The sequence below is a fragment of the Roseimarinus sediminis genome (assembly GCF_050433125.1).
GTDB classification, from domain to species: Bacteria; Bacteroidota; Bacteroidia; order Bacteroidales; family Prolixibacteraceae; genus Roseimarinus; species Roseimarinus sediminis.
On record NZ_JBNPXV010000004.1, the window covers coordinates 54,515 to 80,552 of the forward strand.

Genomic DNA, 26,038 nt, shown 5'->3' on the forward strand with positions numbered 1-26,038 from the left:
GAAATTGGCTTTGTAAATCTATAAAAAAAACTCAAGCGGCAAGCCCGTGCATTCACTTTGAGGTAAATTTCAGCTTATTCATGATTGAAATGTGCCGACAACTGGTTGATATCATTTCCCGATGGTGCCTGAAAAACCCTTAGCTCAAACTCAGGGAGTACAGCAAGAATATGGTCGAAAATATCGGCTTGTACTGCTTCGTAATTGGCCCAGCGTTTATCCTTACAGAAAACATAAATTTCAACAGGTAGTCCTTTGTCGGTGGGTTGAAGGTGACGAACCAGAAAAGTCATCTCGTTATTCACCATGGGGTGCTTGTGCAAATAAGCTTCAAGGTATTTACGGAAAACGCCAAGATTGGTTTGCCGTCGGCCATTGTAATGCTGCTCTGGCCTTACATTGAGTTGTTTGTTGAAGGCTTCAATTTCATCCTGTTTGCTGCTTACATAGTCCTTAATCAATACAAATTTTTTAAATTTTTCGAGCATCTCCTGCGAACAAAACTGAACACTGGTCATGTCGATGCTGATGGAGCGTTTGATACGCCGGCCTCCCGACTGTTCCATGCCTTTCCAGTTGACAAAGGACTCACTAATCAGTGAATAGGTTGGCAGATTGGAGATGGTTTTATCCCAATTTTCAACCTTTACCGTGGCAAGGTTAATTTCAATTACCGTTCCATCGGCACCGCGCGAAGGCATGTCGATCCAGTCGCCAATTTTTACCATATCGTTCATGCTGATCTGGATACTGGCAACAAAACCTAAAATGGAATCTTTGAAAACCAGTATCAGGATGGCAGCCATGGCTCCCAGGCCTGTAAACAGTTTACCAAGATCTTTGTCGAATACTATGGAAATAAAGGCAAGAAAGGAAACGAAGAAGATGAATATCTTTAAGAGCTGCACAAAACCGGCAATGGGGCGCTCTTTCGAAAAGGAAAAGCTCGAATTGTAAATTTCGTTCAGGGCACTCAGAAAAGCATTGATTGTATAAACCGCAGCAAACATATAGTACAGTTGTCCAATTTTTTCCAGTATGGTGGTGACTTCCTGGAAATAGGGAGAAGCAAAGGAAGCGGTTGAAAAAATGATAGTTGCCGGCACAAAATGAGCCACCCCATAAAAAAACTTGTGTTTGAGCAGTATGTCATCCCAGTCGGAGTTGGTGCGCCTGGCAATGCGATGTGCCACGCTTAACAGTATTTTTCGGGTAATGAATAACAATATAAGGGCACTGAGAAAAATAAGCAATCCAACAAGGGTGGTCGATACAATTTGTGAAAGCTTGATATTTTCTGTTATTTGAACCAGCCAGTTGTAAATTAGTTTGTTAAGTGCTTCCATGTTGTTTGTTTATCCCGATAAGCGTGTATAAAGGCCAAAATTGAAAATTTATTTACTATATGCCTCCTAAATATTCAATAATTTTTCTGATTTTTAAAGCTAAGTTCATTCAATCAGCAATATTTCATGAGATTTCCATTATTATTATTGTTCTTTTCACTTTGCTGCTCATCGGTACTTTTGTACGGGCAAAATAATTTCAGTAGCTATTTTACCGATGGTGCTATCCGCTATGATTTTGAGCTGGCAGGAAATGCCGACACTGTATTTGCTTATAAAGTGCAAAGTAAGAAACTTCCTTCGTGGGGTGGAAATCCGGCTGTTTTAATTGAAAGCCTCGATTATGGAACCTGTCGTTATTCGGTTTTTTCAGCTTTCAACAGTGAGCTTATTTTTCGAAAAGGATTTTCACCTTTATTTTGGGAATGGCAAAGTACAGCCGAGGCAAGGCATCGTATGCGTTCGTTTTACCATGCACTTTATTTTCCGGTACCTCTCAATGATGTGATTATCCGCATTGACACCCGTAAGGCTGATAATCAGTGGATGGAAATTTTTTCGGATACACTTAAACAGGACGACTATTTTATAATTGATGAGGAAATGAGGTCGGCTGCTATAGATACCCTTTTACATAGTGGAACTGCAGCTCAGAAAATCGACCTGATGATTTTAGCTGAAGGCTATCGTGCTGATGAAATGGAAAAATTCAGGACTGACGCACAGCGAATGACTGAATATCTGTTTAATTCAGAACCCTTCGGAAAACACCGTCAGCGTTTTAATGTGTATGCGATGAATACAGTTTCCCTCGAATCGGGAACCGATATCCCGGGCGAAAGGATTTACAGGAATACCGCGTTCAATTCACATTTTTATACTTTCGATTCTCCCCGATATTTAACCACCACCGATATGAAGCCGGTTTACGATGCACTCGACGGTGTTGGCTGGGATCATATTTATATTTTGGTGAATCACGAACGTTATGGGGGAGGTGGATTTTATAACTTTTTCAGTTTATGTTCATCCGACAATGAGCGTTCACCTTTTGTTTTTTGTCATGAATTTGGTCATTCGTTTGCCGGCCTTGGTGATGAATATTATACTTCGGCAACTTCCTACGAATCGTTTTATCAACTCACTGCTGAGCCCTGGGAACCCAATCTGACTACCCTGATTGATTTTGAAAGCAAGTGGAAAGAAATGCTTAGTAATGATACTCCTGTTCCTACACCACGCGAGGAAAGGTATAAGCAAGGGGTCGGTGTTTTTGAAGGAGGAGGTTATGTGGCCAGGGGGATTTACAGTCCGGTGATGAGTTGCTGGATGAAGGAACACACTGCAGGAGCTTTTTGCCCGGTTTGTCAGAAAGCCATTGAGAGGGTAATTCTGTTACAATCGGAATAGCGGATCATTCAGGTTATCGGGCGTTATGGGGCGATCGTGATTTTCGATTTCATGCACCAGTTGAACCAGGCGTTCGTTAACTGGCAGATTAAGCCCAATTTCCTTGCCTTTTTGAATAATGTAGCCGTTCAGATAGTCAATTTCAGTTTTTTCTCCCCGTTCAAGCGCCTGAAGCCCCGACGATTTAACTCTTCGGTACCTGATGCCAAAAAGCCGGATGAAAAGATGTTTGCGTACCCGATGGTACAGTGAGTTTCCCCTGATGAGACGACGGTAATCGAGCCGTCCGGCATATTCAGGTATTTCAATTTTCAAAGCATCGGCCGTTTGCAAAGCTTCATCGATAATTTTAATGAACAAATTCCGCATGTTTTTATCGGTAATCAGCGCCCCGATGCGAAGGCCCGATATGGCACCAATGGTGGTAACGCACGAGTTGATGATCAACTTGGAATACACATGGGCATTGATGTTGTCGACCACTCCGGTTGGTGTGATCATATTCAACATGTATTGCAGGTCGTCGAGCCTGGGATCGTCTTTTCCGTCGAGTTTGCCGATCACCATGGTTCCCCTCGATGTCATTTCGACAAGTCCCTCTGGTGTAAGTGTCACGCCAATACCCACCATGGCACCAACAATGCGATTGCTTCCGGCGATTCGTGCCAGCCGTTCCTGACAGTAGCCGTCCTGCAACGAAACAATGAGGCCATTAGGGCTCAGTTTACTGATAACATCGCGGGTTGGGGCTTCAATGTCAAAAGTTTTTGTGGCCAAAAAAACATATTGATAATTGCCCGGAGTGGCTTCTACACTTTCATAGGCAGGAAGAAACTGAATGTAACGTTTCTTCCTGATCTTGAAAATAATTCCATCCATGTTGATCTTCTCGGCCAGAAAACTGTTTTTACAGGCAAGGTCGACATCAAAGCCCTTTTGGGTAAGGATGCCTGCCATTAAACTGCCTACAGCTCCCGATCCGATTACCAGAATCTTCATGTGTTTTTCTATTTTCTCTTATTGGTTAAATGCCCTTAGTTTGATGGCAGTCAATACTTTTTTTGTGTAAAGTGGAAAGTCTCCGTTCATGATCCAGCCATAATAACCTGGCTGTTCTTTAAGAACAGTTTCAACCGGAATGCCTTTGTTTTTTCCAAAGTTAAACACTTCAACCCCTTTGTCGTTGAAAACAATACGACCCAGAAAGTCAACATTGCGGTCGTAGCTCGAGAATTCAGAAAGTTGCTGGATGTCGTTAACCACCGGAATCGATTTCTTTCCGTTGTTATCTTCATATTCTACTCCCTGATAAGCTTCCAATTGTGCCTTTAATACTTCGTAGGTGGCTTTGGTGTCGACCATGGCACTGTGAGCATCTTCAAGCGTTCTATTGCAATACAGCTTGTAGGCAGCGGTAAGGGTTCGTTTCTCCATTTTGTGGAAAATGGCCTGTACATCGACAAACTTGCGTTTTTTAAGATCAATGTCGATGCCCGAACGTAAAAATTCTTCGGCGAGCAAGGGAATGTCAAAACGGTTTGAGTTAAATCCGGCAAGGTCACAACCTTCGATGAAGTTGGCAATGTTTTTTGCTTCGCTTTTGAAGGTCGGTGCATCTTTCACATCATCGTCGTAAATGCCGTGAATTAATGATGACTTTTCGGGTATGGGCATTTCGGGGTTGATGCGCAGCAATTTTTCTTCTTCTGAACCATCGGGGTGTATTTTCAGCAAGGCTATTTCAACAATGCGGTCTGAGGCTATATTGATACCAGTAGTTTCGAGATCGAGAAAAACAATCGGATTCTTTAAATTCAGTTTCATTCTGTTTTATTTAATGCAAAAAGCGCTGAATCCACTTATGTTACAGCGCTTTTCGAATATTTTAAGGAAATGTGTTATGCGTTAATCATCATCGGCATCAGCAGCATGAGAATGTCTTCTTCTTCAAATTCATTCTCGGCTGGTAATAGGATGCCTGCACGGGTAGGATCGGATAACTCAACCTTTACTTCAGCTGATGATAAATTTGAGAGGATTTCAATTAAGAAAGACGATTTAAAACCAATTTCCATTTCATCACCTTCGTACACGCAATTGAGCCTTTCAACGGCCGAGATGGAGAAATCGACATCCTGTGCCGAAACGACCAGTTGATTGCCGGCTATTTTTAAGCGAACCAGATTACTCGCCTGATTTGAGAACACCGATACCCTGCGGAGGGTATTGTACAACTCAAGCCGGTCGATCTGCATTTTATTGGGGTTGTTGGTAGGTATCACCGAATTGTAACTGGGATACTTTCCTTCGACCAAACGACAAATAATGATGTAGTTGGTCAGTTTGAAGTAGGCATTTTTTTCGTCAAATTCGAGCTTCACATCAAAATCTTCCTTAGGAAGCAAATTCTTCAGCAAAGCCGCCGGTTTTTTAGGCAGAATGAACGACGATTCCATTTCGGCCTTTACATCGCTGCGTTTGTAACGTACCAGTTTGTGTGCATCCGATGCCACAAAGGTTACATCTTCGGGGGCAATTTCAACCAGAATGCCATTCATTACCGGACGTAATTCGTCGTCGGCTGTGGCAAATAGGGTTTTATGAATTCCGTTGAGCAAAATATCGTGGCTAATATCAACCGTGGTGGCATTGGCCGCATTAATTTGTGGCAACTCCGGATATTCTTCTCCATTTTGACCTACAATACTGAACTTACCATTTTCTGAAAAAATGTCGATGGCGCTGTTCTCATTGTTGATCTGAAAGGTGAGGGGTTGTTCGGGAAATTCTTTCAAAGTGTCGATCAACAGTTTTGCAGGTATGGCTATTTGGCCGTTTCCTTCAGTATTCTCGAGTTCTACCCAGGTAACCAGCGTTGATTCAAGATCGGAAGCTGTGATGGTCAATTTCTGCTCCTGTAGATTAAACAGAAAATTATCAAGAATGGGTAAGGTGCTTTTTGAACTGATCACCCTGCTGATTGCAGTCAAATGATTTAGTAATTCAGTACTTGAAACTACAAATTTCATAGGTATTATCTTTATTTAAAGGTCGTTTTCTACTTATTTTGTATTGTAACACAGCTTGTACGCAAAACATTTTTTTTGCTTTATCGAAACAATGTGCATCGTATCCTTAAAACTTTGTTTTACTGTCTTTAATGCAATAAATCAGTATTTTATGTTCTGTGCTCTGCTTGCAAAATTATATCAAATATACATGAAATTCATCTACTTCGTGAAGTAAGTGCCAAAGAATTATGATATTTTTTATCAAATGTTGTGTATAACTATTGTTTTACTTGCTGTCCGAAATTTTTAATCATTAAAAAATGAAGCTTTTACCATGACCATTTTTCTTCGGGCTCAGGCATCAAACTTTTTTATATACCGTGTCTGCAAGCCGTATTGAGAAGGAGTTTACATCATTTTGAATCAGCTGATCTTTGATTTCGTACTGTCTTTCCGTAACGATGTTTGCGATACATAGCGAACAAAACAGAGAAAAGTAAAATAAACAACTGAGGAAGCAAGGTATTAATGAGTTGCCATTTGATTTGTTCGTCGCGTAATTTTACTTTATCGAGCATGCGTAGTTTAACTACTTTCGACCTGATCTGCATCATACCGCTATCGTCGTTCAAATAATCAACACAGTTAACCAGAAAATCGCGGTTACCAAAGGTTTGACCAGAATACTGATCATAACCCAGCGGCAGAATCTGACGCTGGCCATTGCGTTCCCTAACTTTATTTTTGATCAGGTCGCCATCGCTGATAACAATCATTTTTGACGGCTTACTTTGGTCGATGGTGCTTTTAATGCCATATTCCGATGTCATCCGGTTTTTAAAGGCCGAGGTAAAGCTTCCTTCGAGCAGAATGCCTGTTGTAATATAGGCTTGATTAAAAAGTGCCTGGTCGGGCGGGTTGGTGGCACTCAGCAGGCTTACTTCCACGGGTGTTTGCACGCTTCGTGCATAGGCCGAAGTGGTGAGTATGGGCGTACCTTTAATTTCATTCCCAACAGGTTCAAGCGAGCTGGTAAATTCGAGCAGCACATTGTTGATGTTCCTGCTCAAGGGATGTGAAGCCACCGCTTGGGCGAGCGGGGCATAGTAAAACGGAGCCGGGGTAAAACTGCTTGCCTGACCCGGAGGAGCTGTGTTAATTGGATATTCAAGACAAAATGCGTCTTGTACCAGATCGGAATTGATACGTACACCGTAACGAAACAGCTGATCCCTGATGTTGAGGCCCTGTTCGAACGCAAGGGTTGACAAACCTACTGAAAGCGAATCGATGCTCACCGATACCGGATCGATGCACCACAACGTTTTGCCACCCCGCATAATGAATTGGTCGATGTGCAGTTTTTCTTCTTCGCTAAAAGGAAGTTCGGGTGCAGCAATGATCAGTGTTTTTACCGAATCGTCGGTGCTTAGCTCCCGGGCTGTGCGATCGACCAGCTCATAGTTTTCGCTGAGACTGTAACGGAGGTCTCCGGTTTCATAGCGACTGGCTCCAGCTTCCTTGTCGAGAAAGGCAATTCGTGGTTTTTCTTCGCGCTGAAGAATACGGATGGCACGGGCAAATTCATATTCGAGCAATTCAGTCGACTGGCGCAAATTCTCATCAGGACCCAGCATCGGATTATTTTTGAGCAGGTTCACAGCCAGTGCCCGCTTGCGGTTGGAAATGATTACGCCGGGAAAAATCTGTCGGGTTGACATCCCTTCGGTGGTTTTGTGTCCGAAGTTAACCGGCTGAATTCCTGCATTAATAAGTTCACCAATAATTTTGTTTCTTTCGTCATTCGATGAAATGCTGTAAACATCGGTAATCTGGTGAACAATGCGTACCGGTGCATAAGCGTTTAAGTCTTCAATTTTTTCAATAATGGCTTCCTGAAATCCTTTCATGGCTGCCGGCAGGTTTCCGCTAAGATACACTTCAATACCCAGTGGCTGATCCTGGTTTTGAAGTAATTGGCGTGTAGTTGAACTTAATGAATAACGTTTTTCCTGCGTCAGATCGATACGGAATATCCGGTATGACGCACCGCCAAGTACCATCAACAAGATGAGCGAATAAAGTATGAAAGCGTTTTTTTTAAGAAGTTTAGTAAGCGAATAGGTACTGATTTTAATCAAAGTGAAAAAGAGGAAAATTGTTGTAATCAGCACGAAATAAAACAGGTCGCGTGAATCGATTACTCCCCGGCTGATAGAAAGATAGTGCTGCTGAATACCTGAATTATACAGAAAATTCTGAACAGGAAGGAAGGGAATGGATGAAGCAGCAAAATCGAAACCCAGAAAAAACACAAAAGAACTTGCTGTTGCAAGCAGAAAAGAAATGACCTGATTGGCTGTGAGCGCCGAGGCAAAAAGTCCGATTCCAATGTATACCGAGGCCAGAAACAACAAGCCGATGAAAGAGCCCCAGGTTGCGCCGGTATCGATGTTACCCACCGGATTGCCCAGTTGATGTACCGAGAAGAAGTAGAGGAGTGTAGGGAGCAGCGATAAAACTACCAGCAGAAGGGCTGCAAGGAATTTACCTCCCACCAGTTGTCGCTGCGAAATAGGGCGGGTTAGAAGCAGCTCGATGGTTCCCATACGTTGTTCTTCGGCAAACATGCGCATGGTAATGGCAGGTATGAGGAAAAGATAAAGCCAGGGTGCCAGATCGAAAAAGGCTTTCAGTGAGGCACGCTGACCGTCGATCAGGTTGTAGTTTCCCGGAAACACCCAAAGGAATAAACTGGTTATCAGTAAAAAAAGTGCCACCACCAGGTAGCCCGTAATTGAGCCAAAAAAGGTGGAGAATTCTTTTCGGATGATGGTAAACATAGTTCTGCTTTATTTTTTCAACGATGCAACAATCTTCTTTGCTGCTTTAAGGGCTGCACCTTCCGATTGCAACTTTGCAATGAGCTGGTCATAGCCATCGATCATTTTTTGCCGATAGCTCTGCTTGTTTAATATTTTGCTCAACTCGGCCGAAATTTGCTCTTTATTAACCTGGCTTTGAAACAGTTCTTTAACCACTTCTTTTTCAGCCACCAGGTTAACCAGCGAAAAGAAGTCGGTTTTAAGAATCACGCTCCTGAAACGCTCCAATAACCAGCCCATGCCCATTTTGTAAATAACCACCTGAGGGATTTTTAAAAGGCCGGTTTCGAGGGTTGCTGTGCCCGATGTCACAATGGCCGCTTCGCTACAACGTAATAGTGAATAGGTTTGGTTAAATAAAACAGGGATTTCAGTTTTTAAAAGCTTACTGTAAAACTCAGCATCACGTCCAGGAGCTCCTGCAATAATGAATTGATATTCTTTAAATTGTTTGCTAACTTCCTCCATTACCGGGAGCAGCGCATTGATTTCGTCAGTGCGGCTGCCGGCCAGCAGGGCAATGGTTGCTTGATCAGGCAATTTATTCCTGGTAAAGAAAGCTTCTCTTTTCAATGTTTGCTGAAGTTCCTTATGGATCAGGTCCCAAACCGGATTTCCAACATAGGTAACAGGGTAATCGTATTTTTGATAAAAGGCTGTTTCAAAAGGGAATATGGTATACATCTGATCGACCCAGGCTTTGATTTTTTTTACCCTTTTGGTTTTCCAGGCCCACACCTTAGGTGAAATATACCAGGCTGTTTTTATGCCGTGTACTTTTGCAAAGCGGGCCATCCGCAGGTTAAATCCGGGATAGTCGATGAGTATCAGTACATCGGGTTTAAAATGAAGCAAATACTTTTCACAGCTTTTAAAATTTTTCTGAATGGCACGCAGGTTAAGCAATACCGGCAGTAAGCCCATGAAGGCCATTTCGCGATAGTGCTTTCGAAGTTTTCCTCCTTGCTCCTGCATCAGATCGCCCCCAAAGTATTCAAACTGAGCCTCGGGGTCTTGTGCTTTGAGTTGTTCCATCAAGGTGGCAGCATGCATGTCGCCCGAAGGTTCGCCGGCTATCAGAAAGTATTTCATTCGTTTTAATTAAAAATTCGGTATCCCATTACAGCAAAGGCAAAGAAAAAACATGCCATTACCACTCCGCGGGCTGTTTTCAGTTTTTTCCATTGAAGCAGGATGTAAAAAACCGGCAAGTCGGTTAAAACACACAAACTTAATATTTTAAACAGCAAGCGATAGTGATGCAGCGATGCAAGGTATTCGAAAAACGGTATTTCGCTGAATTTGAGCTGGTAATAAATATAAAAAGTAATAATTGGTACCAGCAATCCGAGTACGATACCAAGGTAAAGCCGATCGAATCCTGTTTTCTTCTTTTTCAAAACTTCCACTTTTTAAGATCGCTTAAGAACTCATGATTGGTCATGTCGATTTTTATGGGCACAATTGAGATCTTGTTGGTTTCGAGATAATGGTTGTCGGTGTCGGTCGATCCGTTATCCATGTTTTTATAAAAACCTGTAATCCAATAGTATGCTCTTTTCTGGGGATCCTGGCGTTTGTCGAATTCTTCAACCCAGCGACCATGTCCCTGGCGGCAAACCTCCACTCCGAGGGGCTGTCCCTTGGGAGCATTCACATTCAAACAGGTTCCTTTTGGCAATCCGTTGTTGAGCACATTCTGGATAATGCTGCGTACGAAGGGCAGCATGGGGCCAAAATCGGCATCGGGATGGTGATTGCTTAGCGAAAACCCAATGGATGGGATTTCGTGAATGCAACCTTCGATGGTGGCTCCCATGGTTCCCGAATAATGAACACTAACCGATGAATTGGCTCCGTGGTTAATGCCCGAAAGTATGAGGTCGGGCTTCTCGTCGAGCAACTGATCGAAGGCCAGCTTTACACAGTCGACCGGGGTTCCGGTACAACTATAGGCTTCGTAGCTGCTTTCCTTTGTGTAGGCTTTCAGGCGCAGGGGGACTTCTACAGTAATGGCATTCGACATTCCCGAACGTGCGGTGTGTGGCGCCACTACCACTACATCGCCAAATTCACGTGCTACTTTAATCAACTCGGCCAAACCTTTGGCATGTATGCCATCGTCGTTGCTTATTAAAATTTTTCTTCTCATTGATTCCGATATTTTGGCGGAGTACTGCCAGCAATAAATGCAATGGGAACTCCGCGTTGATTAGCCCGAAGGGTTCTGAAGACAGGTGAACTGTTTTCTTCTGACCTACGCCAAAACAAGCGCAAGCACATCGGGCTGTTTTAAGCAGCTAATGTAAGAAAAACTGCTTCAAAGTGAAACGTTGCCAGTTAAAACGGAAGCGTTAACTGGTCGTCGTTTTTTGTTGCTGCTTTGATCCTCTCCACCGTTCTTTCAAGAAGCGGAGCACATCTTCCACAGCGTGTTGCAGCCGAGGTATGCTGTTTTACTTCTTCGGGTGTTGCGTGAGGATGTTTTTTCAGAAAATCGACAATTTCCTGTTTGCTAACTTCGTTACATCTGCAAATGATCATCAAAACTAAATCAACTGGTTTTCGACATGGATTTTTGCCTTCCTGTAAATTTCAAATACCTGATCATTCTTTGGAAGTGTGTCGAATAACTGTTTAAGCAACTGTTTCTTATTGATAATGGAAAAGGTCTTTTTATAGTTCACGTCGAAAACGAAAGCCATTTGCAGCAATTTAAAATCGGTTATGGTTTTCATTGCTTTTTTATCGGGCAAACGACCTGTGAGTATCGCTTTTGCAATGGGTTTTGACACCTGTGTTGAATCGGCCAGTTCAAGTGAAAAAAAAGGATTACGCTTGCTGTTTTGCGACGAATACTCTTTTACGGCCAGTTTGAGAATGTCGATTTTGTCGGCATCGCGAATGATTTGACACAGTTGTAAAGCTGTTTCGCCCATGTTTTTGGGCATAGACAGCTTGTTATGATGCAAAACAGCCGTAGCAATAGCTGTCTGAAAATTTTCGGGCAAATCGCTTAACCATTGGTGTTTTTCGATCAATTCAACGGCCAGTTGGGCATGATCGACCGAAAGGTGATCATTAAAGGTCTGAAATTGCTTGAATTGTTCAAAGCGCCCAATGTCGTGCAGCAGCGCACTAAGCTGAGCCGCCTGCACCATGTCGCTGTCGAGTTCCAGGCTGCGGGTTAAAACTTCGGTGTACCCGATTACACTGTTGATATGCTCCCGCTTGAGTTGGTAATTCATTTGAATTACTTCATCATTGCTGCTAAAGCTCAACATGTAATCGAGAATGTTGTTGCAGATTTTGTTATAAATTTCGGTTGAAATGACTGCAAGCTGTTTGTCGTTTTCCATCATCTCTTTTATCATCTCTTGGTAGAATAGTTGCTTCAAAAATAGTGATTAATCCCGTTGTTTCAGCAGAAATTTATCAACAGGAAAGCGGTATGGCCTTTCAAAGCAAGCTTAAGCTATTAAAACAGAATTCCATCGGGAATCATAATTTCGGGTGCTCGTTCAAAGTCGATCATCGCATTAATCAGTTTAACCGATTTGAATCGGATAAGTTCTGAAAGTTCTATTTTTTGTTCTTCAATAAACCCTTCAGAAAGCAAAAATTCCCGCTGAGTTCCTTTCAGCAAGGGCGTATCGGGTGTGTACCATTTTTTACCATCGAAAAATAAAAGATTTGCGGCAAAGCTGTCAGTAACAACGCCGTTTTTGATAATGATCACATCATCGGCCGTTTCGCGCGCTGCAAAGGCCCAATCGAGCTGTGACCGCTCGACGGTTTTGTAGGTATAGCTGATTTGCTTCATGCTGACAATTTTCAGTTTTTCGACCGGGCGTTGCCGGTAGGGTGCTATTTCAAACGAAATTTCATTTCCCTTGCTAATAACGCGGCATTTGTACCTTTCATTGTTGATGCCGAAAGGAATTTGTATGACTTTTTCGAGCCGGATATAGTCAACAGCTCCAAAAAGCATTGCGCGCGCATGGTTGAAACGTTGGTTGTGCAGTTCGATGTGCTGCAGCTGCCGGTTCTCAATTCTGATCGATTCAAGCAGTTGGGACATAAATCTTATCGGTTAATTCTCGAAATTCATCATTAGCAATGCTTTGCGATGTAATTCCTCCACCACTACGGTAGTAGAGTGCTCCATTTTTCTTTTCAATATAGCGAATTAGTACACAACTGTCGAGTGTTTGCCCGTCAAAAACTCCTGCAATTCCTGTATAAAAGCCTCTGTCGGAGCCTTCGGCTTCCTTAATTATTTTTAAAGTCATGTCCTTGGGAGCACCCGAAACAGAGCCAGCCGGGAGCAAGTCACAAAGCAAGGTTCCCAAATGTTGATGAAAGTCGGGTGGCAATTGTCCACTGATTTCTGAACTTACCTGCAACAAATTCTTTCCGCTTGAAAAAATAGGGTCGATGTACCTGAAGCGTTCAACTTTAACCTGGCTGGCCACGCGACTCAGATCGTTTCGCAACAGATCGACGATGGTGGCATGCTCGGCCTGTTCTTTTTGATTGTTTAAAAGTTGTTGGGCTGCATTGGGCAGCGAGGCATCGATGGTGCCCTTCATGGGAAAAGTGGCTATGCGTTCCCCTTTAATTTGCACAAAACTTTCGGGTGAAAAAACGACGAAGTGCTCATCGAAAAGCAAACGATATTTTGCACGGGCGGCACTGAAAATGCTTTCCAAACCGGCATTGATCTCCAGCCGGCTCGGAAAAGTGAGATTGACCAGATAACTGTTGCCCCTTTGCAGGTGGTGCATGACCTTGCCAAAAGCGCTAAGGTAATGCTCATAAGCGGGTGGATTGCTGCGAATGCTGAATACAGTGTTTGAAAGCCGGTCTTCGGAAAAATTTTTAACTCCGTTAAAATCATAACGAATTCCTTTTTGAAACGCTGATTCGGGAGTTTCAACAATCCACGTTTTCATTTCAAAATCGATCATGAAGAAGAAAGGAGATCTTTTTGCTCCCAAAAGGTTCATGGTATTGATGGCTTCGTCGCGCTTCATGGTGCAAAATTAATGCTACAGCAGGAACACACGGCACAATTTTGAATAAAATAAGCCGAAGTACTTTTAAAACATTCGAAGTTTTATAAATTTGCAGGCCGAACAATCAGGCAGGGTCCCATAGTTCAATGGATAGAATTTAAGATTCCGGTTCTTAAGATCTGGGTTCGAATCCCGGTGGGATCACTAAAAGCCTTATAATAATTTTATTGTAAGGCTTTTTTATTTCTCGAAAATAGAAAGTCGACATTTAGTAAATCATAAGGCATTGTATTTCAATCGATCAACAATAATAAAGCTATATAGACTATTTAGAATCATAGAATTAGCACTCAGTTAAAAGCAGTTATAAAAACCAACACTAACTCTGTAAAATGGATTGCAAAAACAGCATAGTTAAATCATTTGATGACATTGTCTTAAAATTTTTATGCTATATAATCCTTTTCTTTTTTGCCAGTTCAATGGCTTCAATTTTGGAATGAACCTGTAATTTTTGATAGATGTTTTCGATGTGCCGACGCACCGTAGAAGGAGAAATGTGCAGGTTTTCGGCGATGGAAGTGTAGGGAAGCCCGGTTGACAATTGTTCCAACACCTCGACTTCACGGACTGAAAGCTGCACTGTTTCTTTACACTCATTCGTCTCAGAAGAGAAAGGAGAACGTAAAAGATTTAGGGTTTTTAGTGCGATGGATGGTGTCATTGCAGCGCCTCCATCCAGGGTTTGCACAATTGCCTTGTACAGCTCCGGCGATGAGGTGTCTTTCAGCAAATAGCCATCGGCTCCTGCCTGTATTGCTTTAAAAATATTTTCATCGTCGTCGAAAACCGTGAGCATAATAATTTTTATCTGTGGGTATTTTTGTTTAACCCGGGCAGTGACTTCAATGCCGTTTAGCGTTGGCATTTCAATGTCCATCAATATGAGTTTTATCCGCGCATCTAACGCCAGTTTCTCCATGCATTGCTGCCCGTCGTTGGCACTAAACGAAATGGAAAGGTCGTCGAAAAACGAAAGCTTTTCCTTTACACTATTTATCAAGAAGTTGTTGTCGTCTACAATCGCAATCCTTGTCTTCATTTCTCTTTTTTTAAGCAACGTTGAATGTAACACTTGTTCCATTACCGGGTTCTGAATTCAACGCCAGTTCGCTACTCAGTTCCAAAGCACGCTTTCGCATATTCAACAGTCCGTTGCCGGATTCCACATTTTTCTCCTGAAAACCTTTTCCATCATCTTCAATCCTGAAATGAACGGAATTTTCGTTCTTACTGATTTGAATGCGAATTTGCCCTGCTTCGGCGTATTTTAATGCATTATTGGTAGCTTCCTGAATGATACGAAAGATATTCAAACCCTGCAACGATGTAAATTTAGTGGCATCCGAAATGGCTTTGCCGGTTTCGAGCGAAATAGCAGCATTCGGGTAAGATTGTCTGGCTTTTTCAATAAAGTTTACAATTCGCGATTGCAAGTCGTTGATGGTAACGTCCGATTTGTTCATGGCCCAAACGGTATCGCGCAACTCCTGAATGGTGTCTTTGGCAAAGACTCCAATATTGTCCAGCCGCTTTGTCAGTTGTTCATTTTTATCCGACATGTAATATTTTATCGTGTCAATTGCCGAAACAATAAACGACAGTTGTGCCCCAATGTTATCGTGCAGGTCGCGCGATATGGCCAGTCGTTGTTCCTGCAACCTGTTCTGATTTTCAATTTTCTCCAAAGCCAGACTAAGTTCGTTGTCTTTTTGTTGTTTGATGTTTTTAAGCAACTGCTGTTTGTACAGCAAAAAGCCAATAAGCCCGATAATTATTGTCAGCGAAGCCAGACCGAAAATCCATTGGTTACGACTTTTCAGGCGAAGCTCGCTTTCTGCGATTTTCGTCCGTTGCAACAGGATAAGGTTTTCTTTTTCAGCGGCTTCGTATTTAGCGGTAATTTCTTCTACATCTTTTAGTTTCTGCGTATTGTACAAAATGTCGTTCAACACATTAAATGCTTTAAGGTTTTGATACGCTTTTTCATAATTTCCCAGCAATTCGTAGTTGCTCATTATTTGCTCGTAGTTGTACTTTTGAATGTCGGGGAAATTTATTTTTTGAGCTAGAGTGTTGCTTTTTTCAAAATATTCATTGGATTTATGCGGCTGACGGGTTTGTTTGTAATACTCCCCCAATGCTGTGTAATTCAGCATAATGGCAAAATCGTCGCCCAATTTTTCCCGAATATCAAGCGCTTGCTTCAGGTAATCTTCTGCTTTTTTATAGTCTTCAATCAGCAATTGGTTGTACCCCAGAAACTCCAGTGCATAGCCGATACCAACCGAGTCGTTTCGCTGTTGCTGGATGCGCAGGGATTTTTCAAAACGTTCGTTTGCTGTTTTATAATCTCCCTCGTCGCGGAAAACCACACCACTTTCATTGTTGATACGCGCAATTCCTTCGAGATTATTTTCTGCTTCATATAGTTTCAGCGCTTTATCATAAAACTCTAAAGCTCGTTCGGGTTGCCTTAATTTACGGTACAAGCGAGCAATGTCATCGTAAAGCAAACCTAGTTTCTCCCTGTTTTCGGTTGGTTCAAGCTCTTCCATCGCTTTGTAATAATAAACCGAAGCGCTGTCGATATTTCCTTTTTTACCATAAGCGCCTCCAATTGTGCGCAAAAAATCGCCTTTGTTTACTTTGTCGTTTTGCTGGTCGGCTAAGTTGTAGCCAAAGCGGGCCAGTTCAAGCGCTTCATCAAATTGGGTCATGTAAATTTCACGGATATTTTTCTGAAGCATTTCAATTTTCTCGGAATAATCATTCTGTTTTTGAACAGATTGCAGCACACTATCTACTCGTAAAGCCTTTTGAGCGAATGCATTCAATGAAAGCATTCCGACAACAATAAGCCATAAAATTCTTCTAAACTCCATTCTATTCATGCTTAGCAAACCACCGCTATTTACCAAATGGGAATAACGAGGTTGAAAAAGATTTCTGTAATTGTTTTATCGGCTTATTTAACGCCCGGAGGTGTTATTATGTTCAGTTTTCAGGAGGTTCAGCGTAGAATAAAACATCCGCTTAAAACGAATGATTAGCACTTCGGGAGCCTGCTCCGTTAATCCTTCCTGGATTTCAGCATCAGGAAACTGCTGTTCCATTTCCTGCAATCGCCTGTCGATGATGGCATTGATTTGCTTTTCAGCTTCGGTAATTTCGCTTGTCTTTTTTTGTAAAGCCAAACGGTTCTGCAATTCGGACTGCTGCTTGCTGTCGGGTTTATGAAGGTTGCCATACAAATTCAAAAACTTTCGCAACAAATAGGCCATTATCAACAGCAAGCCATTAATCAATGCAAATAATAAGATTAAAGCTATCATGCTAAATGGTTTTGTTCATCATTCAATCGCATTTGTTTGATGGTTGTAACAAATGCACAGCACCGAAGTACTGTACATTTGAGCATTAGTGTTTCCGTTTAAGGAGCAATTCTTAAAGTGTGCAATAAACTAAACCTATTGCTTCATAATTTTTTGGGTGAGGATTTTTCCATCCACTGTTTCGGCTTTCAGTAAATAAGTACCTGAGCTTAGAGAATTGACTTTGATTTGGCTGCTTTCGGAGCTTTGAATTAGTTTTTGGCCACTTAATGAATAGATTTGGATAGTTTTAAGTTGTTCTGAAAAAAAGACTACATCCGTTACCGGATTGGGATAAAAAGAAATTTGCAAATTTAAATGGCTCTCTATTCCGGTAGAAATTCCATCTAACTTAAACACCCATACATCGTCACCTTGCGGGGCGTCAACAATGTCTCCGTCTGTTGAATGAGCTTGTCCTGCAATTACAATCTGATTATCTGCTGATTGAATGATAGAAAACCCTTTCTCGCTTGATGTTCCCCCGAAGCATTTATTCAAAATAATATTACCGGAATAATCGAGTTTTACGAGCCAAATATCCTTCCCTCCGTGATTATCGGTTACATCATTATCGGCCGACTCAGTTGTTCCCACGATAAAAAATCCACTTCCATCTGAAGACGCCACTATCGAACGAACTTCATCTGTTTGGGAGCCACCCAGTGATTTCTCCCATTCCATGACTCCTTCGGCATTTAGTTTCACCACCCACCAGTCGCGTTTGCCAAAACTTTCGCTGATATCGCCATTGGCCGATTCTGTTTCGCCAGCAACAACATAACCGCCATCGTTGGTTTGAATAATACATTTGGCCTCATCCTTACCCGACCCGCCAATCACCGATTGCCATTCGATGTCTGCATTGCTGTTTATTTTGGCAATCCAAAAATCGGCATAGCCCATAAATCCATCGGGGTTCAGGGAGCCAATATCCCCATCGTTTGATAAGGTATAACCGGCAGTTATATAGCCGCCATCGCTGGTGGGGCTGATTGAAAATAGTGCATCGGTCCAGGAACCACCCATTGTTTTCTGCCATACCAAACCTCCTGAAGCACTCAGCTTTATCAGCCAGCCATCGCTCATTCCCTTATTGACCGCTATATCTCCGTCGGTTGAAGAAGTATAGCCAGCAAGAATAAATCCGCCATCGGTTTCCTGCAAAATTGAATGAGCTCCCTCGTGCATCGCACCGCCAAGCGATTTTTGCCACTGGATTTCACCATTCGCATCTATTTTAAAAACCCATAAATCCAGGTTTCCGCGATTCTCGGTTAAGTCTCCGTTATTCGATGTACTTTCTCCGGTAACTAAATATCCTCCATCTGAAGTTTGAATAATCTTTGAATTTGCCTCGGTAAAGGGTTCGCCCCCCGTTCCGCCATAGGCCTTCTGCCATTCAAGTGTTCCTGAATTATCCAATTTCAGCACCCAAATATCGCCGCCGCCATGATTGCCAGAAACATCGCCGTTGTTATTTGTGTCGGTATATCCGCTAACAACATAGCCACCATCAGATGTTTGCTGAATACAGTGCCCCCTATCAGATCCGTTTCCCCCATACGTTTTCGACCAATTTATTGTTGTTTGTGCCCCAAGGGCATTTCCGAAAAAGATTAGAGCGGATAAAATTACTGCCTTATGTATAATTCTTCGATTCATAGTTTTGTGTTATAATGTTGTTATTTGCTGAATTTTGCAGTTATTAAAAAAACTTGGATTTAAACTCACTCACGTGGTGTTTCAAAAATGTTGTTATAGCTTTTTCTACGCCATTTTCGTACTTGCCAGCGTCGGCCTTAATTAACGCGGTATTTTCTGCTGAAATATTTTCGGTGCGGTACAGTTTCCCGAAAGCGGTTTCGGTGCCAATGTAGTCTTGCCTGGTTTTTGCGTAAGATTCAACTTTCTCCCGGGCAACTACACCGGTAATTGCCAAATCTTTTTTAAGTACGCCGGTATAAGTTCCGAGCGGTGAACCACCGATTTTGTTTCTTCCGCCAACAAAATCGATAACAGTCCGAGCTGTTGCCGTTACTTCTTTCTTCTCCGATGCAGTAATACCCAGTTTGTCGGTGAACCTGTTTTGTCCGCTGGCCATTCTGCTGGTTAAAGCATCATAAGCACTCAGGCGCAAGTTGGTGTTGGCCGTAAGTTTTGCCCCGTTTCCCTGATAGGGTTTCTTAACATCTAAAAACAACACGTACATGTCGGCATTTACAATGGTAGCATCGTTCAAGTCGGCCGAAAGTTTCGAATAGCTTGCTACTTCATCAAGCCGGTCAGCCAGTCCAATAACACTTAACATACCAGCACGCTTAATTTTACCCGAGTTGCTAAAACCTTTTACAAAAAATGTGGTGTTCGATGGATACACCGTAATCACTCCCGGCGCTTCCGAGAGGCTCATTTCCATATTGTCGATACGCTCATAACCTTCGTAATAAGAAGTATTTGCCGCAGCATTGCCATTGAGTACGTTAAAGCCACTGGCTTCCAAATCGGCCACAAATTCCTTGTAAGCTTCGTCGGTAATTTGTTGCAAGGTTGCCGCCGAAATATCTAGCCCGACAGCTAATGAAGCTTTGGTATCGCCAGATAAAGCTCTGCCCTCAAAGCTACCTTTCGTGGAGGCGGTTCTTAAATTATACAGCTGAAAATTGACCGAAAAGCCGGCAATATAAACGTCTTTGGAAGGGAATTTTCTTGGCCCGTAAGCTCCCCGGTCTTCTTTTGGACTGAAATCACCTAAAGTTTGGGCGTTTACAAGTGTTGATAAGCCAGCAATAAACGCCATTGCAATAATAAACTTTGTTCTCATAATTTTCTTTTTTATTGATGATATGCAATTTACCGCGAAGTGCAGCGCAAGTGAATAGGGCAAATGCCCCATTTTTCAGAGAATTTTGGGTAAGGAAAATGAATTGTAAACGATTGGAAGATCACTTGGCTAATCTTGAGAGCATCGTCTCTTTTATAGAGGAAAAGCTCTTCTTGAGAGTCAATCGGGACAAGAGCCAGGTCGAACATGTGAGGGATGTTAAGTTCCTTGGCTACACTTTTTACTGCATTAAAGGAAAAGGGAGACTAAGGATATACCCCAAAAGTATAGAAAAGATGAAAGCTAAAATAAAAAGGCTGACATCGAGAAGCAACTGATGGGGCAACGAGCGCAGGAAGGAAGCATTAAGTCAATACATTAAGGGCTGGGTGCAATACTCCAAACTGGCCGATATGCAAAGTCTGCTAAAAGAGACCGATAAATGGTATCGCCGACGGCTACGAATGGTAATCTGGAAACAATGGAAACGGATTAAAACCAAAGTGGCCAACCTTATAAAGCTGGGTATAAATAAAAACAAAGCTTATGAGTGGGCGAACACAAGGAAAGGTTGCTGGCACATAGCAAAGATCTTTATCCTATCCAGAACTGTCACAAACCAGCGTTTGCGTAAGGCCGGATACGTTTTCTTACTGGATTATTACATAGCTGTAAGAGTTGAATATTATGGAACCGCCGTATTCGAGAACCGTACGTACGGTGGTGTGAGAGGTCGGAAAACAGCTTATTTTAATCCAAACAAATTAATGATTCCGTCGAGGATCATGTTGATGCCGATGGCTCCAATGAAGAAGCCATTGAGTCGCAGCAAAACTTCCATGTTTTTGTCGAAAGCAGTTTTGAACTTTCGGCCTTCAATTGAATCGCGCATTTTCTTCAGAAAAAAGATGGTCAGAAAATTGACAACAAAGATGATGACCAGGGATACCGATCCGATCAACATGCTGTGTTTTTGTGAGAGCAGAATGCTGAGCGACAGGGTACCTGCGCCTACCATAAAGGGCAAGGCGATTTCGGATGCCAGATCGTCGAGGTTTTCCTTGATCATAATCAGCGCCTTTTGGCCCTTCACAATGAAAAAATAGGCGTAGGAAAAAATGATGATGCCACCAAAAATGCGAAAAGCTTCAAAATCGATACGAAAAACCTGTTCGAAAATAACATCTCCAAAGAAAAAGAAAGTAAGACAGATGGTGAACGATATGGCCGAAGCTTTCAGTATGACGATCATAAAATCGCGATGCGACAAGTCTTTTCTGATGGGTTCAAGATACAGAAACAAGGCAAAGGGATTAAGCATGACCAGAATCTCGATTATCGATGATAACATGACAGAAGGAGCTTTAATGGTTTATTCTAAAACATTGCAGCCCCAAAATGAAGCTGAAAGGCAGTCAAATTTCGAAAAATAAATCAGCAATCAAAAGGAATTTTAGTCAATGTTGCTTCCAAAGCCTTATCGTACTAATGCTCAGTACCCCGCAGCCATACCATCTTTCCGTGATTCACTGGCTCCATAGTATACCTTTTCTTTTTCATCATACAGAATGGCCTGGTAACCTCCGTAGCCTCCCCGCGAGAAACTGATCTTGTGTCCACGGCCCATTAGCCCCCGAATGTTTTCGTAAGAGAAGCCGCTTTCGAGGTGCACTGTTCCGCCATCGCTCATTTTTTCACCCGTGGGCTGACTGCTTCCTTCATGCCTGATACGCGGAGCATCGCCTGCTTCCTGCAGGTTCATTCCAAAATCGATGAGGTTAACCACAATTTGTACGTGCCCCTGGGGTTGCATGGCACCTCCCATTAGTCCGAAGCTAATGTATGGCTTGCCTGCTTTGGTAATAAAGGCAGGTATAATGGTATGAAAGGGGCGTTTGTGGGGTTCATATACATTCATGTGGCCTTCGTCGAGGCTGAATAGTTCGCCTCTATCCTGCAAAATAAAACCCAGTTTTTCGGGTGTCATGCCCGAGCCCATGCCCCGGTAGTTGCTTTGTATCAACGAAACCATGTTGCCTTCACTGTCGGCCACCGTGAGATAAATGGTGTTGCCCTGTTCCAGTTCACCGGCGGGGTAGGAACGGGCTGCCTGTTTCGGATCGATCAGTTGATTTCGCTCGCGGGCATATTCTTTCGAAATGAGTTGTTCAACAGGTATTTCGTTGAAATCCATATCGGAATAGTATTTGGCGCGATCTTCAAAAGCCAGTTTTTTGGCTTCAATAAAAAGGTGCATGTATTCGTACGAACCAAAACCCATCGAAGCAAGGTCGTATTGCTCCAGTATATTAAGCATTTGCAGAACAGCCGTTCCCTGTCCGTTGGGCGGAAGTTCCCAAACATCGTAGCCCCGGTAGTTGGTCGAAACGGGTTCGACCCATTCCGAGCGATGATCTTCCATATCTTTCATTGTCAGGAAACCACCCTGTTGCTGCATGTAATCAACTATTTTATTGGCGATTTCACCCTTATAAAAAACATCGCGACCCTGTTGTGCGATCGTTTCCAGCGTGTTGGCCAGATAAGGATTTCTGAAAACTTCTCCTTTCCTGGGCGCCTTGCCATCGGGAAGAAAAATTTCTTCAAAACCGTCGTAGCGTTTTAAAAATTCACTGCGTTGCCAGTAATAGGCAATGAGCTCAGAAACGGGAAAACCTTCGCGGGCATAATCGATGGTGGGTTGAAGAATGGAAGTCATCGACAATTTTCCAAACCGTTTATGCAGTTCAAACCATCCGTCGACACAGCCGGGTACCGAAACAGGCAGAGGCCCGAGTGCAGGAATCTTTTCAAAACCATTCGTTTTAAAATAATCGAGCGTCAGCTCATAGGGCGATCGGCCACTGGCGTTTAATCCATAGAGCTTTTCGCTGCGGGCATCCCAGACGATGGCAAACAGGTCGCCACCAATTCCGTTCCCGGTGGGTTCCATCAGCCCCAGACAGGCATTGGCCGCAATGGCGGCATCGATGGCGTTTCCCCCATTTTTGAGAATGTCGATGGCCACCTGGGTTGCCAGTGGCTGACTGGTGCATGCCATACCATGGGAGGCAATTACTTCGGAACGGGTGGCAAAAGGCAAACCGCTTATGCGGTCCTGTGCATAGCTTGTTGTGGAGAGCACTGTTAGTACAATCAGAAAGTAAAATCTCATTTTTGTTTTAATAGGTTCACTGTAAATGTAGTGAAAGCATTTATTTTTTGCCAGCAAGGCACGAAGATGCTGATTTTAAAACAACAAAATAATTCCTGCTCCTGTAACAAAGGCAGGACTGTCTTCAAGCAGCCCGACACCCCCATAAAAATCGGCCTGGATTTTCGGAGTGAATAAATAGGTAATTCCAGCATTTAACCGGGCATCGCGCACTTCGCGGGCCGGCAGCAAAACGCCTTCGGTGAAGAAACCGGTGCGTTCATTAAGCGAAAAACCTGCCGACGCGGAGAGAATGCCCGATAAAAGCTGGTTTTGCCCATCGTATTCGGCTCCTGCATTCATTCCCAAAGCAACTTGTTCGGAAAGATCAAATTCGAGGGCTACAATCACACCCGGAACAAGGCTTATTTGTTGGTCGGTAAAGTCGCCGCTGGCCGAAAGCAGCACTGCCATTTCTACTCCGCTGCTTTCTTTCGACAACACATGTATCTTGCTTCCCAAATAAAAAGGCAAATGAAGATAGGTTTCATAAACACTGGTGCGCCCATCGAGACCAAAGCCCAGGCGCAATTCGGCCTGATCGATGATTCCCAGTCGGATGAGTGTGCTGTTCAGGCTGGTTTCGGCATAGCGTTGGTGGTAGGCGGTATGTTCAAATCCGGTTTCTATTTGAAGATGTCCTTTGGCTATTGTGTAAGCCGATTCGGTCATGTCGGGCCGGTCACCAATTAATTCTGCAGTTTGGGCTTTCAGTTGCAATTGAAGGATGGAAAATAAAAGAGTTAATATAAGGTAGCTTCTCATTTCAAATTTTGTTTTAGGTTTTAAAGTGTTAAAAATAGAATTTCTTTTATTTTTAACGGAAATAAGAACCCCGAATTGGGAAACTTGTTGAATAGAAAACAAAGAATAATGGAATTAGCCAATATTGAAAAAAAAATAAAAGCTCTTCGGGCTGAACTCGATCAGCACAATTATTTGTACTACGTTAAAGCACAGCCTGTAATCAGTGACTTTGAATTCGATCAACTGCTGAAACAGCTTGAAGCACTGGAAAAGGCTTATCCTCAGTTCGACGATCCCATGTCGCCTACAAAACGAGTTGGGAGCGACCTTACCGAAGCTTTTCAGCAGGTAAAACACCGCTATCCGGTATTGTCGCTAACGAATACCTACAACGAAGGTGAGTTGCGTGATTTTGACAGGCGCATTCGAAAGGAGAGCAATCTTGAGCCCGAATACGTATGTGAACTTAAGTTCGACGGGGTTTCGATCAGCCTTACTTATGAAAAGGGAGTATTGAAACATGCAGTAACCCGCGGCGACGGGGTGCAGGGCGACGACGTGACCAATAATGTAAAAACCATTCGGAGTATTCCCCTGCACCTGCGGGGTGAAGGATGGCCCGATGAATTGGAAATCAGGGGTGAAGTGTTGATGCCCTTCGAAGTTTTCAGACAGATTAACGAGGAGCGGGAGGCCAATGGCGAAGTACCGCTGGCTAATCCGCGAAACAGTACTTCGGGAACCATCAAAATGCAGGATTCATCGGTAGTGGCCAGGCGTCGGCTCGATGCATATTTTTACTATGTACCCGGCGAAATTAAATTGTCGGAAAGCCATTATAAAAACCTTGAACTGGCCGCTTCGTGGGGATTTAAAATATCGGAACAGACAAAGAAATGTGCCAACATCGATGAAGTGCTCGATTTTATTCATTTTTGGGATCAGGAGCGATCAAGATTGCCGGTGGCTACCGACGGGGTAGTGATTAAAGTCAATTCAATTGCGGTTCAGAATGATCTGGGTACAACCGCTAAATCGCCGCGATGGGCGGTGGCTTATAAGTTCAAGGCCGAGCAGGCTGAAACTACCTTGCTGTCAGTCGACTATCAGGTGGGACGTACCGGAGCGGTAACTCCGGTAGCCAACCTTGAAGCTGTTTTGCTGGCGGGAACCACCGTCAAAAGGGCTTCGTTGCACAATGCCGACATCATCGAAAAACTCGATCTGCACCTGAACGATGTAGTACTGGTGGAAAAAGGGGGAGAAATTATTCCCAAAATCGTGGGGGTGCGAAGTGAGCTCCGACATCCGCTTAATACAAAGGTTCAATTCATTAGCCATTGTCCTGAATGTGGTACCGAACTGAGACGCATTGAGGGCGAAGCAGCGCATTATTGTCCCAACGAAGCAGCCTGTCCGCCACAAATCAAAGGGAAAATTATTCATTTTATCAGCCGCAGGGCAATGGACATCGATGGTATGGGCGAAGAGACTGTTGAATTGTTTTATTCAAAGGGAATGATACATAAGCTGTCGGATCTGTATCAGTTGAATACCAACGAAATTGCACAGCTCGAAAGGCTGGGAGAGAAGTCGGCTCAAAGAATCATCGACGGACTTGAGGCATCAAAAAAAGTACCTTTCGAAAGGGTATTGTTTGCTCTGGGAATACGCTATGTTGGCGAAACCGTTGCCAAAATACTGGTGAGAGCATTCAAAAATATTGATAAATTAATGGCAGCAAGCTACGAGCAACTGATCGATGTGAACGAAATTGGCGGACGCATTGCCGAAAGTATACTCAATTTCTTCAAGGTAGAGGAAAACCGACTTTTAATAAATAACTTGCGTGCCATCGGTTTAAAGTTTGAACTTTCTGATGAAGAACTCGAAGGCACAAGTGATCAGCTGGCCGGTTTATCCATCATCATTTCGGGAACTTTTGAAAAGCATTCTCGCGATGAATTAAAAAAGATGATCGAAAAGCATGGAGGAAAAAATGTTGGATCGATTTCGAAGAAAACCAGTTACCTGCTGGCAGGTGCTAACATTGGACCGGCTAAACTTGAAAAGGCTGAAAAACTGGGCATTCCCATTATTTCGGAGGATGAGTTTATTGAGATGATTGCAGGTATAGGCTGAGGCTGAG

Annotated in this window: 22 protein-coding genes, 1 tRNA gene and 1 pseudogene; 4 read left to right on the forward strand and 20 right to left on the reverse strand. The window is 43.1% G+C overall.

The genetic code is table 11. From position 1 onward, the window contains the following. Positions 1-74: 74 nt before the first annotated feature. On the reverse strand, positions 75-1,346 hold the full coding sequence (locus FHS86_RS06460) for a mechanosensitive ion channel family protein (RefSeq protein ID WP_429412160.1): 1,272 nt from the start codon (positions 1,344-1,346) through the stop codon (positions 75-77). A 126-nt stretch (positions 1,347-1,472) separates the two neighbouring features. Between FHS86_RS06460 and FHS86_RS06465 the strand changes: the two genes are divergently transcribed. After that, positions 1,473-2,756: a M64 family metallopeptidase gene (locus FHS86_RS06465; RefSeq protein ID WP_429412161.1), complete on the forward strand. Its 1,284-nt coding sequence runs from the start codon at positions 1,473-1,475 to the stop codon at positions 2,754-2,756. On the opposite strand, the gene FHS86_RS06470 is transcribed toward FHS86_RS06465, so the two are convergent. The 11 genes from FHS86_RS06470 to FHS86_RS06520 form a co-directional block, all read right to left on the reverse strand. Continuing rightward, entirely contained in the window at positions 2,742-3,755 is a 1,014-nt protein-coding gene (locus FHS86_RS06470; RefSeq protein ID WP_429412162.1) for a ketopantoate reductase family protein, read from the reverse strand. The genes FHS86_RS06465 and FHS86_RS06470 overlap by 15 nt on opposite strands. A gap of 18 nt (positions 3,756-3,773) precedes the next feature. Next, on the reverse strand, positions 3,774-4,580 hold the full coding sequence (locus tag FHS86_RS06475) for an exonuclease domain-containing protein (protein WP_429412163.1): 807 nt from the start codon (positions 4,578-4,580) through the stop codon (positions 3,774-3,776). 74 nt (positions 4,581-4,654) lie between these two features. Then, positions 4,655-5,785, reverse strand: a complete 1,131-nt coding sequence (dnaN, locus tag FHS86_RS06480; protein ID WP_429412164.1) for a DNA polymerase III subunit beta — start codon at positions 5,783-5,785, stop codon at positions 4,655-4,657. 395 nt (positions 5,786-6,180) lie between these two features. Next, the gene (gene gldG / locus FHS86_RS06485) at positions 6,181-8,610 is read right to left on the reverse strand and encodes a gliding motility-associated ABC transporter substrate-binding protein GldG (RefSeq protein WP_429412165.1); all 2,430 of its coding nucleotides are present in this window, start codon (positions 8,608-8,610) and stop codon (positions 6,181-6,183) included. Between the two features lie 9 nt (positions 8,611-8,619). Continuing rightward, positions 8,620-9,744 carry a lipid-A-disaccharide synthase gene (lpxB, locus tag FHS86_RS06490; protein ID WP_429412166.1) on the reverse strand — a complete coding sequence of 375 codons (1,125 nt, stop codon included), beginning with the start codon at positions 9,742-9,744 and terminating at the stop codon, positions 8,620-8,622. A gap of 5 nt (positions 9,745-9,749) precedes the next feature. After that, entirely contained in the window at positions 9,750-10,052 is a 303-nt protein-coding gene (locus tag FHS86_RS06495; protein ID WP_429412167.1) for a hypothetical protein, read from the reverse strand. After that, on the reverse strand, positions 10,049-10,804 hold the full coding sequence (surE, locus tag FHS86_RS06500) for a 5'/3'-nucleotidase SurE (RefSeq protein ID WP_429412168.1): 756 nt from the start codon (positions 10,802-10,804) through the stop codon (positions 10,049-10,051). The genes FHS86_RS06495 and surE overlap by 4 nt, the downstream gene beginning before the upstream one ends. 188 nt (positions 10,805-10,992) lie before the next feature. After that, on the reverse strand, positions 10,993-11,196 hold the full coding sequence (locus FHS86_RS06505) for a (2Fe-2S)-binding protein (protein WP_429412169.1): 204 nt from the start codon (positions 11,194-11,196) through the stop codon (positions 10,993-10,995). Positions 11,197-11,201: 5 nt separating this feature from the next. Then, entirely contained in the window at positions 11,202-12,050 is an 849-nt protein-coding gene (locus tag FHS86_RS06510) for an HD domain-containing protein (RefSeq protein WP_429412170.1), read from the reverse strand. An 80-nt stretch (positions 12,051-12,130) separates the two neighbouring features. Further along, the gene (locus FHS86_RS06515) at positions 12,131-12,733 is read right to left on the reverse strand and encodes an aminotransferase class IV (RefSeq protein ID WP_429412171.1); all 603 of its coding nucleotides are present in this window, start codon (positions 12,731-12,733) and stop codon (positions 12,131-12,133) included. Next, entirely contained in the window at positions 12,717-13,688 is a 972-nt protein-coding gene (locus FHS86_RS06520) for an aminodeoxychorismate synthase component I (RefSeq protein WP_429412172.1), read from the reverse strand. The genes FHS86_RS06515 and FHS86_RS06520 overlap by 17 nt, the downstream gene beginning before the upstream one ends. Before the next feature lie 114 nt (positions 13,689-13,802). Between FHS86_RS06520 and FHS86_RS06525 the strand changes: the two genes are divergently transcribed. Continuing rightward, positions 13,803-13,874, forward strand: a tRNA-Arg gene (locus FHS86_RS06525). Positions 13,875-14,121: 247 nt separating this feature from the next. Here FHS86_RS06525 and FHS86_RS06530 read toward each other — a convergent pair. The 5 genes from FHS86_RS06530 to FHS86_RS06550 all read right to left on the reverse strand — a co-directional run bounded on the left by FHS86_RS06530 (position 14,122) and on the right by FHS86_RS06550 (position 19,928). Beyond that, positions 14,122-14,772, reverse strand: coding sequence for a response regulator (locus FHS86_RS06530; protein ID WP_429412173.1), 651 nt, complete (start codon positions 14,770-14,772; stop codon positions 14,122-14,124). 10 nt (positions 14,773-14,782) lie between these two features. Then, positions 14,783-16,615, reverse strand: coding sequence for a sensor histidine kinase (locus FHS86_RS06535; protein WP_429412174.1), 1,833 nt, complete (start codon positions 16,613-16,615; stop codon positions 14,783-14,785). 87 nt (positions 16,616-16,702) lie between these two features. Further along, positions 16,703-17,065, reverse strand: a complete 363-nt coding sequence (locus FHS86_RS06540) for a hypothetical protein (protein ID WP_429412175.1) — start codon at positions 17,063-17,065, stop codon at positions 16,703-16,705. A gap of 135 nt (positions 17,066-17,200) precedes the next feature. Then, on the reverse strand, positions 17,201-18,769 hold the full coding sequence (locus FHS86_RS06545) for a T9SS type A sorting domain-containing protein (RefSeq protein WP_429412176.1): 1,569 nt from the start codon (positions 18,767-18,769) through the stop codon (positions 17,201-17,203). Between the two features lie 43 nt (positions 18,770-18,812). Next, positions 18,813-19,928: a hypothetical protein gene (locus tag FHS86_RS06550; protein WP_429412177.1), complete on the reverse strand. Its 1,116-nt coding sequence runs from the start codon at positions 19,926-19,928 to the stop codon at positions 18,813-18,815. 359 nt (positions 19,929-20,287) lie between these two features. Here FHS86_RS06550 and FHS86_RS06555 point away from each other — a divergent pair. Beyond that, positions 20,288-20,419: pseudogene (locus FHS86_RS06555) on the forward strand (group II intron maturase-specific domain-containing protein); the annotation flags it as partial. A gap of 254 nt (positions 20,420-20,673) precedes the next feature. Here FHS86_RS06555 and FHS86_RS06560 read toward each other — a convergent pair. The 3 genes from FHS86_RS06560 to FHS86_RS06570 all read right to left on the reverse strand — a co-directional run bounded on the left by FHS86_RS06560 (position 20,674) and on the right by FHS86_RS06570 (position 23,907). After that, entirely contained in the window at positions 20,674-21,279 is a 606-nt protein-coding gene (locus FHS86_RS06560; RefSeq protein ID WP_429412178.1) for a MarC family protein, read from the reverse strand. 141 nt (positions 21,280-21,420) lie between these two features. After that, complete coding sequence (gene ggt, locus FHS86_RS06565; RefSeq protein ID WP_429412179.1) at positions 21,421-23,103, reverse strand: gamma-glutamyltransferase; 1,683 nt, start codon at positions 23,101-23,103, stop codon at positions 21,421-21,423. Between the two features lie 75 nt (positions 23,104-23,178). Continuing rightward, positions 23,179-23,907: a transporter gene (locus FHS86_RS06570; RefSeq protein WP_429412180.1), complete on the reverse strand. Its 729-nt coding sequence runs from the start codon at positions 23,905-23,907 to the stop codon at positions 23,179-23,181. Between the two features lie 108 nt (positions 23,908-24,015). Between FHS86_RS06570 and ligA the strand changes: the two genes are divergently transcribed. Further along, a complete protein-coding gene (gene ligA / locus FHS86_RS06575; RefSeq protein WP_429412181.1) occupies positions 24,016-26,031 on the forward strand; it encodes an NAD-dependent DNA ligase LigA in 2,016 nt (671 codons plus the stop codon). Positions 26,032-26,038 lie beyond the last annotated feature (7 nt).

Coding starts and splice junctions, on each gene's coding strand:
- FHS86_RS06550 (WP_429412177.1), bottom strand. CDS start 19,928: ATGAGAACAAAGTTTATTATTGCAATGGCGTTTATTGCTGGCTTATCA.
- FHS86_RS06470 (WP_429412162.1), bottom strand. CDS start 3,755: ATGAAGATTCTGGTAATCGGATCGGGAGCTGTAGGCAGTTTAATGGCA.
- FHS86_RS06560 (WP_429412178.1), bottom strand. CDS start 21,279: ATGTTATCATCGATAATCGAGATTCTGGTCATGCTTAATCCCTTTGCC.
- dnaN (WP_429412164.1), bottom strand. CDS start 5,785: ATGAAATTTGTAGTTTCAAGTACTGAATTACTAAATCATTTGACTGCA.
- FHS86_RS06520 (WP_429412172.1), bottom strand. CDS start 13,688: ATGAAGCGCGACGAAGCCATCAATACCATGAACCTTTTGGGAGCAAAA.
- FHS86_RS06460 (WP_429412160.1), bottom strand. CDS start 1,346: ATGGAAGCACTTAACAAACTAATTTACAACTGGCTGGTTCAAATAACA.
- FHS86_RS06540 (WP_429412175.1), bottom strand. CDS start 17,065: ATGATAGCTTTAATCTTATTATTTGCATTGATTAATGGCTTGCTGTTG.
- FHS86_RS06535 (WP_429412174.1), bottom strand. CDS start 16,615: ATGGAGTTTAGAAGAATTTTATGGCTTATTGTTGTCGGAATGCTTTCA.
- ggt (WP_429412179.1), bottom strand. CDS start 23,103: ATGAGATTTTACTTTCTGATTGTACTAACAGTGCTCTCCACAACAAGC.
- ligA (WP_429412181.1), top strand. CDS start 24,016: ATGGAATTAGCCAATATTGAAAAAAAAATAAAAGCTCTTCGGGCTGAA.
- FHS86_RS06515 (WP_429412171.1), bottom strand. CDS start 12,733: ATGTCCCAACTGCTTGAATCGATCAGAATTGAGAACCGGCAGCTGCAG.
- FHS86_RS06570 (WP_429412180.1), bottom strand. CDS start 23,907: ATGAGAAGCTACCTTATATTAACTCTTTTATTTTCCATCCTTCAATTG.
- surE (WP_429412168.1), bottom strand. CDS start 10,804: ATGAGAAGAAAAATTTTAATAAGCAACGACGATGGCATACATGCCAAA.
- lpxB (WP_429412166.1), bottom strand. CDS start 9,744: ATGAAATACTTTCTGATAGCCGGCGAACCTTCGGGCGACATGCATGCT.
- FHS86_RS06505 (WP_429412169.1), bottom strand. CDS start 11,196: ATGATCATTTGCAGATGTAACGAAGTTAGCAAACAGGAAATTGTCGAT.
- FHS86_RS06545 (WP_429412176.1), bottom strand. CDS start 18,769: ATGAATCGAAGAATTATACATAAGGCAGTAATTTTATCCGCTCTAATC.
- FHS86_RS06475 (WP_429412163.1), bottom strand. CDS start 4,580: ATGAAACTGAATTTAAAGAATCCGATTGTTTTTCTCGATCTCGAAACT.
- gldG (WP_429412165.1), bottom strand. CDS start 8,610: ATGTTTACCATCATCCGAAAAGAATTCTCCACCTTTTTTGGCTCAATT.
- FHS86_RS06465 (WP_429412161.1), top strand. CDS start 1,473: ATGAGATTTCCATTATTATTATTGTTCTTTTCACTTTGCTGCTCATCG.
- FHS86_RS06530 (WP_429412173.1), bottom strand. CDS start 14,772: ATGAAGACAAGGATTGCGATTGTAGACGACAACAACTTCTTGATAAAT.